The sequence below is a fragment of the Desulfoluna butyratoxydans genome (assembly GCF_900699765.1).
Lineage (GTDB): Bacteria > Desulfobacterota > Desulfobacteria > Desulfobacterales > Desulfolunaceae > Desulfoluna > Desulfoluna butyratoxydans.
The window spans coordinates 65,657-80,999 of record NZ_CAADHO010000012.1 but is presented as its reverse complement, the minus strand read 5'-3'; the positions used below and the strand labels follow the sequence as shown (position 1 = coordinate 80,999).

The 15,343-nt window shown below is 58.7% G+C and carries 15 protein-coding genes; 9 read left to right on the top strand and 6 right to left on the bottom strand.

The annotated features are described in order from the left end of the window. Positions 1-44 precede the first annotated feature (44 nt). Together MSL71_RS23260 and MSL71_RS23255 are read left to right on the top strand one after the other, a co-directional pair. Positions 45-818 (top strand): cysteine hydrolase family protein, encoded by a 774-nt coding sequence (locus MSL71_RS23260; protein ID WP_180145797.1) that lies wholly within the window; start codon positions 45-47, stop codon positions 816-818. 4 nt (positions 819-822) lie between these two features. After that, positions 823-1,938 carry an NUDIX hydrolase gene (locus MSL71_RS23255; protein WP_180145794.1) on the top strand — a complete coding sequence of 372 codons (1,116 nt, stop codon included), beginning with the start codon at positions 823-825 and terminating at the stop codon, positions 1,936-1,938. 510 nt (positions 1,939-2,448) lie between these two features. On the opposite strand, the gene MSL71_RS23250 is transcribed toward MSL71_RS23255, so the two are convergent. From MSL71_RS23250 to MSL71_RS23235, 4 genes are all read right to left on the bottom strand, one after another. Further along, a complete protein-coding gene (locus tag MSL71_RS23250) occupies positions 2,449-2,706 on the bottom strand; it encodes a hypothetical protein (protein WP_180145791.1) in 258 nt (85 codons plus the stop codon). Between the two features lie 342 nt (positions 2,707-3,048). Continuing rightward, the gene (nfo, locus tag MSL71_RS23245; protein ID WP_180145787.1) at positions 3,049-3,888 is read right to left on the bottom strand and encodes a deoxyribonuclease IV; all 840 of its coding nucleotides are present in this window, start codon (positions 3,886-3,888) and stop codon (positions 3,049-3,051) included. Between the two features lie 444 nt (positions 3,889-4,332). Continuing rightward, a complete protein-coding gene (rlmN, locus tag MSL71_RS23240) occupies positions 4,333-5,406 on the bottom strand; it encodes a 23S rRNA (adenine(2503)-C(2))-methyltransferase RlmN (protein WP_180145784.1) in 1,074 nt (357 codons plus the stop codon). Further along, entirely contained in the window at positions 5,403-5,996 is a 594-nt protein-coding gene (locus tag MSL71_RS23235) for a hypothetical protein (protein ID WP_180145779.1), read from the bottom strand. Before MSL71_RS23235 ends, rlmN begins: the two co-directional genes overlap by 4 nt. 207 nt (positions 5,997-6,203) lie before the next feature. On the opposite strand from MSL71_RS23235, the gene MSL71_RS23230 reads away from it, so the two are divergent. After that, entirely contained in the window at positions 6,204-6,644 is a 441-nt protein-coding gene (locus MSL71_RS23230) for an Hsp20/alpha crystallin family protein (RefSeq protein WP_180145776.1), read from the top strand. A 451-nt stretch (positions 6,645-7,095) separates the two neighbouring features. Here MSL71_RS23230 and MSL71_RS23225 read toward each other — a convergent pair whose 3' ends face one another. Further along, positions 7,096-7,377, bottom strand: a complete 282-nt coding sequence (locus tag MSL71_RS23225; RefSeq protein ID WP_218951121.1) for an acylphosphatase — start codon at positions 7,375-7,377, stop codon at positions 7,096-7,098. A 111-nt stretch (positions 7,378-7,488) separates the two neighbouring features. Next, a complete protein-coding gene (locus tag MSL71_RS23220; RefSeq protein WP_180145773.1) occupies positions 7,489-7,911 on the bottom strand; it encodes a hotdog fold thioesterase in 423 nt (140 codons plus the stop codon). A gap of 232 nt (positions 7,912-8,143) precedes the next feature. Here MSL71_RS23220 and cmoA point away from each other — a divergent pair, with 232 nt between their 5' ends. The 6 genes from cmoA (at position 8,144) to MSL71_RS23190 (ending at position 15,119) form a co-directional block, all read left to right on the top strand. Beyond that, complete coding sequence (cmoA, locus tag MSL71_RS23215; protein ID WP_180145770.1) at positions 8,144-8,884, top strand: carboxy-S-adenosyl-L-methionine synthase CmoA; 741 nt, start codon at positions 8,144-8,146, stop codon at positions 8,882-8,884. Between the two features lie 2 nt (positions 8,885-8,886). Next, complete coding sequence (cmoB, locus tag MSL71_RS23210; RefSeq protein ID WP_180145766.1) at positions 8,887-9,858, top strand: tRNA 5-methoxyuridine(34)/uridine 5-oxyacetic acid(34) synthase CmoB; 972 nt, start codon at positions 8,887-8,889, stop codon at positions 9,856-9,858. Positions 9,859-9,867: 9 nt separating this feature from the next. Next, positions 9,868-10,398, top strand: a complete 531-nt coding sequence (locus MSL71_RS23205; protein ID WP_180145763.1) for a hypothetical protein — start codon at positions 9,868-9,870, stop codon at positions 10,396-10,398. An 86-nt stretch (positions 10,399-10,484) separates the two neighbouring features. Then, positions 10,485-10,730, top strand: a complete 246-nt coding sequence (locus MSL71_RS23200) for a hypothetical protein (protein WP_180145760.1) — start codon at positions 10,485-10,487, stop codon at positions 10,728-10,730. Positions 10,731-10,821: 91 nt separating this feature from the next. After that, positions 10,822-11,754 (top strand): DMT family transporter, encoded by a 933-nt coding sequence (locus tag MSL71_RS23195; RefSeq protein ID WP_180145757.1) that lies wholly within the window; start codon positions 10,822-10,824, stop codon positions 11,752-11,754. Positions 11,755-12,281: 527 nt separating this feature from the next. Continuing rightward, positions 12,282-15,119, top strand: coding sequence for a methyl-accepting chemotaxis protein (locus MSL71_RS23190; protein WP_180145754.1), 2,838 nt, complete (start codon positions 12,282-12,284; stop codon positions 15,117-15,119). Positions 15,120-15,343 lie beyond the last annotated feature (224 nt).

Here is a 15,343-nt window from a genome sequence, read left to right as displayed (position 1 = left end):
GCCGCGGTGGGCCCTTTTAAACAAACGGCATGAGGAGAAGAGACATGAAACGTATCCTGTTGATCATCGATCCCCAGAACTCGTTTTGCGACCCCACCGGGGAGCTGTTCGTGGAAGGTGCGAGCCGGGACATGGAGCGCCTTACCGATTTTATCGAAATGAACGGCGACGCTTTCTCCCGCGTGGTGGTAACCCTGGATTCCCATAATCGCATGCACATCGCCCACCCCGCATGGTGGCAGGACCGATCCGGCAACCCACCGGCCCCCTTCACCGTCATCACCGCCGACGCGGTGAAAAACGGTGAATGGAAAGCGGCAAATGCCGAGGACCAGGGGTGGAGCCAGACCTATATGGAGGCCTGCGACACCCATGTGATCTGGCCTCCCCACTGCCTGTTGGGAACCTGGGGCCATGGGGTGTACCACCCACTGGACACCATCTTGAGCAGATGGGCCAACCGACACACCGACCTGGTGATGCTCCCCAAGGGTGCCTCACGATACACGGAGCACTTCTCCATCTTCCGGCCCAAGGTCGAACGGGAAGGCGACCCTGCCTCCGTGTTCCACCGGTCGCTTTTAGATGACCTGTCCGGGTTTGATGAGATCTATGTGGCAGGGGAAGCCTCTTCCCACTGCGTGGCCGACAGCGTCCGGGACCTGGTCTCCGCCCGGCCCGACCTGGCACCCCGGGTGGTCCTTCTCACCGACGCCATGAGCCCGGTTGCGGGTTTTAAGCACCTGAGCGACACTTTTTTCACCGATATGGCTGCGGCCGGGGTTCGTACCGCTGCCACCAGCGAGGATATTGAATAAACGCATGAACCATAAGGACGATATCATCAGGCTGGGCATCGATGTCCACGGGGTGGCCGACACCTTCCCCGATTTTTTTTCCAGGCTGAGCCGGGAGCTGGTGGCCCACGGGCATGAAGTCCATATCATCACGGGAACCGAGCACACCCGGTCCCTGGAGCACTACCTGAAGGATCAGCTGGGGCTCGCCTGGACCCACCTCTTTTCCGTGACCACCCACCACAAACAGGGGGGCACCGAGGTGACCTACATCGACGGCAACCCCTATATGGACAACCGCATCTGGAACCGGTCCAAGGCGGAGTACTGCCGACGCAACGGAATCCAGCTGCACATCGACGATTCCGACGTCTACGGCAAATACTTCACCACCCCCTTTGCCCGCATGGTGGACAGCCTCTCCCACGAAGAGGACCTTGTCCCCCTGGCCGAAGGAGGCGAGTGGCACGCCACCAAGGCCGGGAGCGAGCCGAGAACTTACAGCGCCAAGACCACCTGCCCCCTGCCCACGGTTTCCGTGGAGATGGTCATTGCCGCCTTTGCCGACGGGGAAATCCAGGTCCTGCTGCCCCCCAAACCCGGTCGCCCTGATCTCCGGGCCCTTCCCTTTCTCCCCTTTACCCCGTCGGAAGGCGGGGATTTGGAGGTGTGCGCCACGCGCATCCTCTCCACCATGACCGGCCTGAAACAGACCTGGATGGAACAGCTCAAGACCTACGATGAATCCCGTCATCTGGTCACCAGCTATTTCGCCCTGGTCCCGGAAAAGGCCGTGGCCTCCCGGCAGGGCGACTGGTTTCCCCTGGGAGAGGTCATCGCCCAAAACGCGCCCCACCTGTCTTTGTTCCACCGGCAGGTCCTTTCCGATTTCCACGAGCGCCTCAAGGGCAAGATCTCTTACACACCCATCGCCTTTGCCCTTCTGGACGAACGGTTCACCTGGACCGAGCTGCGGTGCATTTACGAAGCGGTGCTGGAAAAGCCCATTGACCCGGCCAACTTCCGGAAGATGATCCGCACCCACTACACCATCCGGAGCCTCAAGGAGAAAAAGGTCAAGGCCACGGCCGGAAGGCCTCCGGAGCTCCTCACCTACGGGGGTACCCGGGACGTTTACTGACCCTTGTGGGCACACCAGCGCCACCCGCCTTACGCCCGGCAGCCATCCCCATGGCCTGCCGGGCGCCCTGCCAGTTCCACTCACAACCCTGCCCCCCAGGCATTCTTCACCTCGCCCAGCGGCCCTGTGCCCACACCAAAGCCAAAACGCGAAAAACAGATGCAGGGGTATGACCTGATTGTCCCTGATGGGTTCGTTTTTGTTTAAATATGGAACATACGGAAGGGATCGCCGCTAAGGGCAAGGGAGGGTGACCGAATCGGCCAACAGGCAATGGTGGGACGAGGGTAGAGACGCAGACCATGGGCCGGTGCCGCCCCGAACTTGCAAAGGACGGAAAGTCAGCACACAACGTCATGACATATTTATCTATACAGAGTAAGACACAAGAAACAAATTTGATTCAAAATTTTCTTATCCGAAAGTTTATTAGCATTCCCACGGGACCCACACAAGGATTGGAGATCCCATGGGATGCGACGTTTTTCATGCCCTCAACTGACCAGAATATTAATTCACTGTCTCATATTCGTAGCTGGCCTTGATTTTTTTCAGGTTTCGAAAATACTCTTTCGATCCCATCCGGAGCTTATCACTGCTCCTGGCCCTGTACTCAGTGTTGGCCTTGATGAAGCATTTCTTGCATGCCGCACGGAGTCCGTCTTTCCCACCTTTCTGCCGATAATACTCTGTAATCGGCTTCTCCTCACCACACTTTGAACACAATTTTGTTGTCACCATTTCCAACCTCTTTCCTTCTACTTTCATTCAAACAACCCTAACCAAAAACGAGATATTACTAAAACACGTCATGGCTGTACAGACTTTTTTAACTTCCGGTAAAAAAAATCGGCGTAAAAATGGTCAGTATAAAGAAACACTTCAAAGAACCGAGATAGCATTCCCCCTTTCGTCAACCGTATAACTACCAAACAAAAGCGGCCACAACCCCCTGTCCTTCAAGGCTTTCCATTGTCCTGTCCCATTGCGATCCACCAGTGAACACTTGGAGCATGTCACCCCGTTCAGGCAACAAAAAACCCTCTCCACATTTCCATGGAGAGGGTTCGATGAATCCCGAGTGAGAGATTTTATTTTATGAAATATTTTCTATGACAAAGAGCGAAGAAGTAATAATTCTTCACTCCATATATCGCTGTCCGGGGTCTCCAGAACCATGGGGATCTCCTCGAACCGGTGGTCGTTCATGATGTAGCGAAACACCTCAAGGCCCAGCATCCCCTTGCCCAGGGACGCATGGCGATCCACCCTCTTGCCAAGCTCGGGCTTGGAGTCGTTCAGGTGCATGCCCATGAGATGCGAAAAGCCCACCACCTCCTCAAAAAGGGCAAAGGTTTCGTCACACGCCTCGGCCGTTCGGAGGTCGTACCCGGAGGTAAAGGCGTGGCAGGTGTCCAGGCACACGCCCACACGGGATTTGTCCTCCACCTTGTCGATGATGTCCCGCAGGTGCTCGAAGCGATACCCCAGGTTGGTGCCCTGCCCCGCCGTATTCTCAATCACCGCGCACACCCCGGGCACCTCTTTGTGGGCCAGGTTGATGGATTCTGCAATACGCGCAAGACAGGCTGCCTCATCCATCTTCTTCAAATGGCTGCCGGGATGAAAGTTCAGGCGATCCAGGCCCAGCTGATGAACCCGGGCCATCTCATCCACAAAGGCGTCCCGGGACTTGGTCAGGGCCTCGGCCTCGGGATGTCCCAGGTTAATGAGGTAGCTGTCATGGGGCAGGATGTGCCCCGGCTTGTACCCGTTGGCCTCGCAATTGGCCTTAAAGGCCGCAATGCTTTTTTCCGTAAGGGGTTTGGCCTTCCACTGCCGCTGGTTCTTGGTAAAAACGGCAAAGGCCGTGGCCCCGATGGCCGCCGCATTCAACGGGGCGTTCTCCACGCCCCCCGCCGCACTCACATGGGCTCCGATTCGTTTCATAGTGTCTGCCTTTTATATGGTCTAACCTTGAAAACAGGTTCTCGCTGTGTTGTCCCCTCATCCTTCGTGGAAAACACAGCGACATTCAGTTATAGGGTAACCAGAGTGACCTTTCGTTCCCAGGCTCAGCCTCCACAATCAAGGGCGCGTCACCGTGTAAATTTGACTCATGACAGGTCGCTGGTTCACCACCTGCAAGGCGGAGCCTTGCAACCGACACCCCCAGGCAGAGCCTGGGAGCGAATTAAATATCCGGGCTAAGCAAGCCCCTTTCATCGTGTTTCCAAAAAAATGAAATAAGCCTCTCCTGCAAAAACGGCTGCCACATGTCACCCCCCATGCGAATGCCCCGATAACGCGGGCAGAATGGCTACCACCATGCATTCGCCATAGGGTTTCCAGGTGCCCCATCTGGCCGCCGGAGGCTTGCTTTTGCTCTCGATCTTAACCTATGGAAGGCCCGGCTTTTTTCCCCAGCTGCCCGCACCCCGCCACAAGATCACGGCCTTTTGAGGCGCGGATGCGCACGTAGGTACCTTCGTGCACGAGAAGGTCGCGGAAGCGTTCCACGGCCTCCTGGCAGGTGGAGGAAAAGGGGGCTCCGGGGCCTGCGTTGAACCCGATGAGGTTGTAACGCACGGCAAGGGGAGAAAGGACCTTTACCAGGGCTTTGGCGTCCTCTTCGCTGTCGTTGACCCCTTCGATGACGATGTACTCGGCAAAAAGCGCCCCTTTTCGGGCAAAGGGATACCTGGCAAGGGTCTCCACCAGGGTTTTTAAGGGGGTTTTCCGGTTCACGGGCATGAGGCGGGAGCGAACCTCATCGGTTGCCCCGTTCACGGACACGGCCAGGTTCACCGATGAAACCGGTGAAGCCGCCAGCTTTTCGATGCCTTCGGCGCTGCCCACGGTGGAGACGGTGATGCGCCTTAAGGGGATGTCAAAACCCCGCTGATCGCTCATGACACCGATGGCTCCGGCAACGGCATCCAGGTTGTCCAGGGGCTCTCCCATGCCCATAAAAACGATGTTTTGAATGGAGTAGGAGAGCACGTGGCGGGCAACATAGAGCTGGTCCAGGATCTCCGTAGGCGTCAGGTCCCGCACGAACCCCATCTTGGCCGTGGTGCAGAAAAGACAGCCCCGTTTGCACCCCACCTGGGACGAGACGCAGAGGGTATAATGGTTCAGCATGGGGAGCACAACGGACTCCACCTCGTGGCCGTCGTGGAGACGGATGGTGAACTTCACCACGCCGTCGGCCTCTTTAACGGTCACCAGTTCAGGTGCGGGGAAGGCCAGGGCACCATGCACGGCCTCTGGCAGGCCTTCCCGCCGGGGGAGACGCGTCAGGGCCGAGGTGTCCACGGCACCCGACCGGACGACCATGGTGTAAAGTTCGGCCGAAGCGTACCGGTCCAGTCCCAGGCGCGCCACCATGGCGTTCCGAAAGGCGTCATAGGTTAACGAAAAGGGGTTCACCGGGCCCAGACCCTTGAAGGCGTGAGGTTCCATCATAATCCTTCCAAACCCTCCCCCCGTTTTACCAGAGCCTTCAAATCGTCAACAGCGTGTTCCAGGTGCCCGCAGATGCTGGCCAGGCGCTCCACAAAGGGATCGGCCTCGCCCAGTGCCTGAACCGACTCCGACAGGGAACCGTGGAACAGGGCCTTTCTCTCTTCCACCCGTTTCAAAAGGGCCTTTCGCACGGCATGGCGCTGACGCTCGCCTTCGATGAGCTCGCCGAGCCGCTGAATGGAAAACTCCACCAGGGCATCCCGGGGAGCACCGAACCGGCGTGAGGCCATCTCCAGGGCATCCAGGGTCCGACGGCTGATCACAAAGGTTTTCTGTACCCGGGGCACCTCTTTCATGGCGTCGGCGGACAAGCTGTCGGCAATGGCGTTCAGGGCTTCTGCGTCTTCCACAAGGTGATCGAAGAGGGATTTCTGCTTGATGCCGAAATGTTCCGCCACCACAGCCATGGACTCGATGGCCCGTGACGAGATACGGAAGGTGGCCCGCACGGACTGCTTGCCCATGAGGTCCCGCAGGGACGCCCCGCCGGGATGTGCCATCCTGTTCAATGGATCGTTCTTTTTATTCATATGACCTCCTCTTCTTTCTATACCAAAGATCACGGCATTCGTCATTCTCATTACCTTTAATCTAATTACGCTTTTGGTAATGACAAAAAAATATCATATTCTTTTGTTGACACGAATCATATCATGACTATTTTTGTTTCAAACGAAAGAAACACCAAGCAACAAAAAAGCATGACACGTACAACACTCAACAATGGAGGACACACCATGGAACTTGTCAAATTCAACCCCTTTGCCACCGCACCTTCCGTCAACAGCCGCCTCAACCGTATGTTCGACGATTTTTTCAACGACTCCGGGCGCCTTCTCTCCAACACGGCCAAAGGCTGGAGCCCCGAGGTGGACATCTTTGAGAAGGACGGAACCGTGGTCATCAAAGCCGACCTTCCGGGCATCGAGAAAAAGGACATCACCATCAACGTGGAAGACGGCATCCTGACCCTGAAAGGTGAGCGCAAGGCCGAAGAGGAAAGCGACGACAAAACCGTCTACCGCCGGGAACGATTCTACGGAAGCTTTGAGCGTGCGTTCCGCCTCTCCCCCAAAACCGACCCGGACACCATTGAGGCAGAATTTAAAAACGGGGTGCTGCACATCACCATCCCCAAGGCGGTTCAGCCCGCCGGAAAACAGATCTCCATCCAGTAAACCAGGGGCTGCGGCCCACAGGTTCCTCCTCCCCGGCGAGTGCCCCTTGGGGGCACTCGCCCTCCCGGCGGAACCCGAGCCTCCCCACAGGTAAAAAAAATCACACGGCGCCATCCCCCACAATCCGGCGCCTCACAACACGTTCCATCGCAGAACGCAGAAAACCGGGCCTCCCCACAGGGAGCACCCGGTTTTTGTTTTATAAGCCTGCCTCCGGCGGCCAGGGGATAAATCCCCTGGACCCCAGGCTCGCAAATGCTCCGGGGCTTCGCCCCTTCACATTTGCTGACGGGCTTCGCCCGTGAATAACAACTTTTGTGCCACTTCGTCGGATAACCCGAATGGATTGTCAGGCATTGTCACAAAGCCTCGGCCCACTCACTATTCACTATTCACTACTCACCATTCACCATTCACCACTCACTATTCACCATACCCCATTCCCTACCTCTTACCCAATCACGTCAAACCCCTCAAACTCTCCCCCGAACGAGGAGGTGGTCACCTTCACCCCATCAACCTTTGCCATGGGTGGCCCAATGCGACACCAACCCATAAAAGCATCCACGGCGGCGGACTCGCCCTCGGCCAGTGCCATCACCGTACCGTCAGAAACATTTCGGACCCAGCCGGTAACGCCCAGGCGCCTGGCCTCGGCCACGGCGTGGTAGCGAAAGGCCACGCCCTGAACCACGCCGCTGATTTTCAATGTCACGCGTTTCATTCGTACCATGGGGGCTCCATAGAAACAGGGGAAAGGGTTAATGAGGGCTAAAGGCTAAAGGCTAAAGGCTAAAGGCTAAAGGCTAAAGGCTAAAGGAACATAGCCTTGGACCTGGGTCTGTCAATACGCAAGGATGGCTGCGGTCATGCGGATGGCTGAGATCAAAGTATCCTCGCCGTCGGTGACACGCACGTCCCAGACGTGGTTGCGGCGCCCCAGGTGAAAGGGCCTGCAGGTGCCGTACACCCAGCCCTCTTTGGCGCTGCGGATATGGCTGGCGCTGATCTCGGTGCCCACCACCCCGTGGGTGTTGAGATCCACGCACAGGGCCGAGGCAATGCTGGCAAGGGATTCGCCCAGCACGCAGGTGGCGCCACCGTGGAGCAATCCGGCGGGCTGGCGGGTCCGATCATCCACGGGCATGCGGCCCTTGAGCCAGTCATCGCCCATGGCCACCAGCTCGATGCCAAGGTGGCGGAGCATGGCTACCTCCACAACGGGTTTTACCTCCTCAAGAGTCACTGCCTGATGCCAGATATGCATGGTCTCCCCCGATTTCAAATGGTAAGTGCGGCCCAAATCCTCCTTGACACCCGCCTTGCGATTGGTAATAAAGGTCTGTTGCGGTTTTCCATCATGAATCGGTTTTCCTTTTTTTTCAACTGTTAATGGTGGATTCACCCCGTATCCTGGAGGCCGGTTTCCGCTCTTTATTCTTCCGTTTGCCGGGAATCAGGTACACCTAAGGACATCACGAGACCATGAGTCAAAGCATATGAGTCAGGACACGATTTACTCCAAAAAGCTGCCCTCCGTGCCACCCTTCGAGTTCAACGAAAACGTGGCCGGGGTCTTCAACGACATGATCCACCGGTCGGTGCCCCTTTACCGGGAGACAGTGAAACGACAGGCCCAGCTCGCCGCCCGGTTTTATAAGGAGAACACGTCGATCATCGACCTGGGTTGCTCCAACGGCAACTTCGGCATGCGCCTGCTCCACGAGATGGGCAAGCGCCCCCTGCGCATGGTGGCCGTGGATAACTCCGCCCCCATGCTGGCGATCTATCAGGAACGCCTGGACAACCACCCGGCAGGGGACCAGATCGAGCTCATCCGGGCCAACATCCAGGACCTGGACTTAGAGCCGGCCTCGGTGGTGGTGCTGAACCTGACCCTGCAGTTCCTCCCTGTTGCCGAGCGGGACGCCCTCATCGCACGGATCTACGACGCCCTGATCCCCGGCGGGATTTTGCTCATCACCGAAAAGGTGATCCATGAAGAGCAGGTGCTCACGGACCTGCAACAGGAATTCTACTACCGATTCAAAGGGGAGAACGGCTACTCCAACCTGGAGATCAGCCAGAAACGGGATGCCCTGGAAAATGTCCTGATCCCCGAAACCGTGGAGACCCATACGGCGAGGTTCAACGCCGCCGGTTTCACCAAAGTGGACACCTGGCAGAAGTGGTTTCACTTCACCAGTTTTATCTGCATGAAAGACGAGAAAGAGACGTAAAGATGGACGCGTTGCTGCACGACCTGACACGACTGGGCCTGGAGCAGGCCCGGGAGGGCCTTTCCGCCCTTATCGAAGAAAAAATGGCCCTGGTGGGGCGAGACTTCGGCAATGAAAAGAAATTCCGCGCCATTGTGGAGTCCCTGCCCGACATGTTCGGGGAAGGCATCGACATCACGGGCAGGCGGGTCAGCGTGATCCCCAGGAACGACCACGCCCCGGAGGAGATGGACGCCCTGCTCACCGGGCTCCGGGACTTAAGGCCCTGGCGAAAGGGGCCCTACGGACTCTTCGGCATCGACATCGACACCGAATGGAACTCCGACGTCAAATGGGACCGGCTGGCGGCCCACATCGCCCCCCTTGAAGGGCGGCGCGTGCTGGACATCGGAGCCAGCTCCGGGTACTACATGTTCCGCATGGCCGCAGGCCAGCCCGAGATGGTCCTGGGCATCGACCCCCAGATCCTCTTCTACTTCCAGTACCTGGCCCTCCAGAAATACTTGCAAATCCCGGACCTCTATTTCATCCCCGCCAAGATGGAAGAGCTGCCCCCCATGGGCCGCTACTTCGACACCATCTTCTGCATGGGGGTCATCTACCACCGCAAGTCCCCGGTGGACACCCTGCGGGAAATCCACAGCTGCCTGCGCCCCGGCGGCGAGCTGGTGATGGAGACCCTGATCATCGAGGGCGATTCCGAGACCGCCCTCTTTCCCGAGGACCGCTACGCAAAGATGCGCAACGTCTTTTTCATCCCCACGGTCCCGTGTCTGGCCAACTGGCTGAAACGTGCCGGGTTCACCAACATCCGCTGCGTCGACGTCTCCCCCACCACCCTTGCCGAGCAGCGCAAGACCGACTGGGTAACCACCGAATCGCTGGAAATGTTCCTCGATCCGGAGGACCCCACCAAAACCGTGGAAGGCTACCCCGCGCCCATCCGGGCCGTGGTCCTTGCCGACGCCGAATAAAGGAGCCCCATGTCCACAGCAGAAAAACGGGACGAAACCATTCAAACCATGAGCGAAAACCTGGCGGCCTTTGCCGTGGACCGGGAGGACCTCAAGCTGCTCCTGGCCACCCTGCCCGAAGACGACACCATCAAAACGGTGACTGTGGAGTACGAACTCCAGATCTTAAAAATCATCAGCGCGGGGTGGGCCGTCAGCGTCTACATGGACGGCAAAAAAGAGAAGGATGCCCTGGCCGAACGGTTCTGGCTCATCATCCGCGAATTCTCCAAGACCCTCAGCGAGACCCTGCACCTCACCACCGGGGCGGACGTGGACTATTTTGAGACCCTGAAGCAGCGGTTCGACACCTACCTGGCCGCCATCAAAAAAGCTGGCAAAGGAGAGCCCACCCAGGCCGTAGGCCCCGAATTCGCCCGCCTCTGCGACTGCCCGGACAACCCCTTTGTTACCTTAAACGGAGCCCGCATCTTCCACCTCACCGTCACCGCGGTGCAGGAGTACGTGGCCGCCGTGACCATTGTCCCCGAGTCGACCTGATCCCCTCAGCCTTTTTGCCTTTAGCCTTTAACCTTTGGCCCTTTAACCCTTGACCTTTAGCCTTCAGCCCCAATTATAGAGGTATTATGTACGCCCGCGACCACGACCACCTCCTCGACCTGATGCGCGAACACCCGGACGCCACCCCTTCCACCTTCCTGGCGGACAGCTCCTACGCATCCTGGCTATACGACCACAGCGATCTCCGACGCTTGAAATCCGCCATGCAGGGGGACCCGGATCCCGAAGCCATGGACCGCTGGGACCTCTCCCCCGGTCTCTGGCGGGAACAGGTGGCCATGGCCCTTTTGGCCCTGACCCGGAAAGCCTGACCCGGACAGGTAACGGTATTTCCCTTGTTGCCTTCGGTGACCTTATCGGGGCAGCGACACGCTTTTTGCACAGAGACGAAAGAGAGACAAGATGTCGGCAGTCAGTCAAAAAATCGGTGCCTACTTTGTGGCCATGGCAGCCATGATGTGGGGATTTGACGCGGTGGTGCTCACACCCCGCATGTACAACCTGGACGTGGCCTACGTGGTCTTTATGCTCCACGCCCTTCCCTTTGCCGTGATGCAGCCCATCCTCTTCCGGGAGTATGCCTGGCTGCGCAAAATGCGCCCCAGTGACCTGACCTTTCTCTTTCTCGTCTCCCTCTTCGGCGGTGCCATCGGTACCCTGGCCATTGTCAAGGCCCTGTTTCTGGTGGAGTTCAAGCACCTCACCGTGGTGGCCCTGCTGCAAAAGCTGCAACCGATCTTTGCCATTCTCCTGGCCCGGCTCGTGCTGAAGGAGCGCTTCAGCAGGCACTTTCTTCTCTGGAGCGTTGTGGCCATCATCGGCGGGTACTTTCTCACCTTTGAGTTCCACGTTCCCAGCCTGGCCCACAACGGCAAGATGCTGCCCGCATCCCTGTTTGCGCTTTTGGCCGCCTTCTCCTTCGGCAGTGCCACGGTCTTCGGCAAACGGATCTTAGGACTCCTCCCCTTTCAGACCGCCCTGTTTTTCCGCTACGGCCTCACCACCCTCATCATGCTGGTGATGGTCCTGTCAACGGGGGCCCTGTCCCAGCTTGCCGTCACCACCCAGACCAACTGGATCTTCTTCTGCATCATCGGCCTGACCACGGGAAGCGGGGCCATTTTGCTCTACTACTACGGCCTGCGGCACATCACCGCCGGTGTGGCCACCATCTGCGAGCTGCTCTTTCCCATCTCCAGCATCCTCTTCGACTACGTCTTCAACGGCAACGTCCTCTCCCCCGTCCAGTGGGTGAGTGCCTCGGCCATGCTCTTTGCCATCTACCGCATCGGCACGGCGCCCCCGGTCAAGGCATCACACACCGCGTCGACCTGATCCTATGGGGATGACAGGCGCGGCAATAACCTGCCGCGACCTGTTCCGGTTGAACGGCGGCACTGCCCGCCGCCAAGCCCCTTCCCATTCCGCCCCTGCCTTCTGTGGTCAATTGAGGTCAAAAAGCGTGCATCCGACGGCCAGCTGTGGGCATCTTTAACCGGACGACCTCCGGAGCTCAGCTGCCATGCGGACGAAACCATCGCGCCCCCCGCGATTTCATTTAAACTGAACATCGCGTCAAAACCACAACACAACTTACTAGCTTTCCTCCCACACACACAAAATCCCACCACCCGTTTCAAATTCATATTCAGCAATCCACATGCCTCGCCGATATACACCCCAACGTCTCAAAATGCCCTGCACCTCTGCATTAAAAACACGTTTAAATAAACGGATTATCGATTGACCGACCTGTTGTTTTTTCCAAAAAACGTGCCGTAGCCCAAAGCAAGCGTCGACAAGAAGCTAGAACAGCCCGCAAGAAAGTGCTTCGGCATACCATGTAAAGGAGAAAGGCTTTCATGCTGAAAAACATCAAGCTTGGCCCCAAACTCGTTTCCGTCTTCCTGTTGGTGGGCGTCATCCCCCTTCTGCTCGTGACGTTCCTGCTTGCAGACAGAGCTGATACCGCCCTCGCCCGCCAGGCCTTTGATCAGCTCACCAGCCTGCGGTCCGTGAAGAAAAAGCAGGTGGAAGCCTACTGGACGGAAAAGCAGAATCACATGCAAACCCTTCTGGAGGTGGTGGATGCCAATTACCAGGCAGCCTTTGACAAGCTCGACAGCATCCAGGAGTTAAAGCGTTCCTGGGTCGAGTCATTTTTCAAGGGCGTCCGCCAGGACATCACCGTCTTGTCCGTCGGCAGCGACGTGAATCGGGCCCTCTTCGGCTTTTTATCCTATGGCCTCAACCAGGGTGTGGAGGCAGACGGCTCCTTTCCCGTGGAGACGCCTGCCTATCAGGCCATCCGAAACCGCGTATCCGGCCCCCTCACCGAGTTTGCACGCACCCGGGGATACAGTGACCTCCTTCTCATGGACGCCCGAAGCGGTCACGTGGTGTTCTCCGTGGCAATGGAGCCGGATCTCGGAACCAACCTTCTTTCGGGCCCCCATCGGGACCAGGGGCTTTCGGAGCTTTTTCGCCGGGTCGTTGCAAGCGGAAAAACCGCGGTCAGCGACTTCTCCCCGTACGGCCCCAGCGGTGGGGCCCAGGCCGCCTTCATCGGTGCTCCGATCCGCAACGCAGACGGTGACATAGCTGGGGTGGTGGCCCTTCAGGTTCCCCACGACCAGGTCAACGCCATCGTGCAGCAAAAAAGCGGCATGGGAAGCTCCGGTGAGACCTACCTCGTGGGCCGCCGCGGCGACCGGACAGCCTTTCGCAGCGACATGCTCACCATGGGGGACGGCGCGTATGTCATCGGTGCCCCCATCGACACCCCGTACATCCGCATGGTGATGGAAGGAAAAAGCGAGCGCGGCGTCTACACCGACTCCAGGGGGAAGCTGGTCATGGTGGCGGCCGACCCCTTAAGCATCCCCGGCCTTTCCTGGGGGTGCGTCACCAAGGTCGATATGGAGGAAGCCATCACCCCGGGAGATACGGAGGGCCAGGGGGATTTTTATGCCCGATTCACCCGGGAATACGGTTACTACGACCTCTTTCTCATCCACCCCCAGGGCAGCATCTTCTACTCCGTAACCCATGAAGCCGACTTCAACACCAACATCCTCACCGGCCCCTATGCGGACAGCGGCCTGGGTCGCCTGACCCGAAAGGCCATGGACACAAACCAATTCGCCATGGAAGATTTTTCTCCCTATGCCCCCAGCAACGGGGAGCCAGCCGCCTTCATCGCCCAATCCGTGGTGCACGGAGGAAACGTGGAGCTGGTGGTGGCCCTCCAGCTCTCCATCCACCGCATCAACACGATCATGCAGCAGCAAGAGGGCCTGGGCCAAAGCGGAGAGACCTACCTCGTGGGGTCTGACCGCCTGATGCGATCCGACTCCCGGCTGGCACCGGAGACCCACTCGGTGAAGGCCTCCTTTGCCGACCCGCCCAGCGGCAGCGTCAACACCGAAGCGGTCAACAGGGCACTGGCCGGAAACTCGGACACCCGCATCATCCACGACTACAATGGAAACCCCGTGCTCTCGGCCTGGTCCCCGGTCTCCCTGGGAGACATCACCTGGGCCATCATCGCCGAAATGGATGAATCCGAGGCACTGGCCGCGGTTACCGCCATGCAACGTCTTGCCCTTCTCATGGCAGCAGTGGCCACCGGCCTGGTCATCCTGGCCGGAACCCTCTTGGCCCGGTCCATTGCAAAACCCGTTGCAGGGGCGGCCACCTATGCCGAGACCCTGTCCAAAGGCGACTTCAGCACCACCCTCGACATTCACAGAAACGACGAGGTGGGCCAGCTTATCCGGGGGCTCAACGGCACGGCAGAGTCCCTTCGCACCATGGTGGGCCGGGTGATTGACGGGGTGGGTGTCCTTGAGCACACAGCCACGGACCTTGCGGGGATCTCCGATGAAACCACCCGGGACGCAGCCGACACCAACGACCGATCCTCCACAGTGGCCGGGGCAGCCGAAGAGCTCAGCACCGGGCTCTCCGGCGTGGCCGCCGCCATGGAGCAGTCCACCACCAACATCGGATCGGTTGCCACGGCCACGGAGCAGCTCAACAGCACCATCACCGAAGTGGCCCGCCGGTCGGAAGAGGCCCGGTCCACCTCGGACAGCGCCGTGGAAAAGGCCAGGACCTCCTCAGCGCGCATCGGAGACCTGGCCAATGCCGCAGACAACATCGGCCAGGTCACCGACGTCATCGCCGAGATCTCCCAGCAGATCAACCTGCTGGCCCTCAACGCCACCATCGAGGCGGCCCGGGCCGGAGAGTCGGGCAAAGGCTTTGCCGTGGTGGCCAATGAGATCAAGGACCTCGCCGCCCAGACCGCGGATGCCACCCAGCAGATCAAGGAGCGCATCGACGAAGTCCAGGACTCATCGGCCTCCACCATCGAAGAGATGGAAGGGGTGACCCGGGTCATCGAAACCATCCACGACACCGTGGGCTCCATTGCCACGGCCATTGAAGAACAGTCCATCGCCACCGGGGAGATCGCCGAAAACATCAGCCAGGCGTCCCAGGGAATCGACGAGGTCAACGAAGGGATTGCAGGCTCCTCCCTTGCCGCAGGGGAGATCACCCGTGACATTGCAGGGGTCCACGCAGCCGCCGGAAGCATCGACGCGGCCAGCCGAAGGACGCGGGAACGCGTCTCCGAGCTGGAATCCCTCACCGCCGAGTTGACCCAGATGAGCCAGGCGTTTAAAATCAACTAATCGCCATAAAACAACACGTCAGTTGCCTTCTATGGCTAAAGTGACCCTCAAAAAGCGTGCCTCCGGCGGCGAGGTGAGCCACCTCGAAAGCATATAGCCCTTGCGCTTTGTCCCTCGTTCCTCGGGCCAAAGCGCAAGGGCCTTCGGCTCGGGCTTCGCCCGACACAAACGCCGATGGTTTACGCGGGTTGGTTCACAAGCTTCGAGGTAACAGGATACGTTGC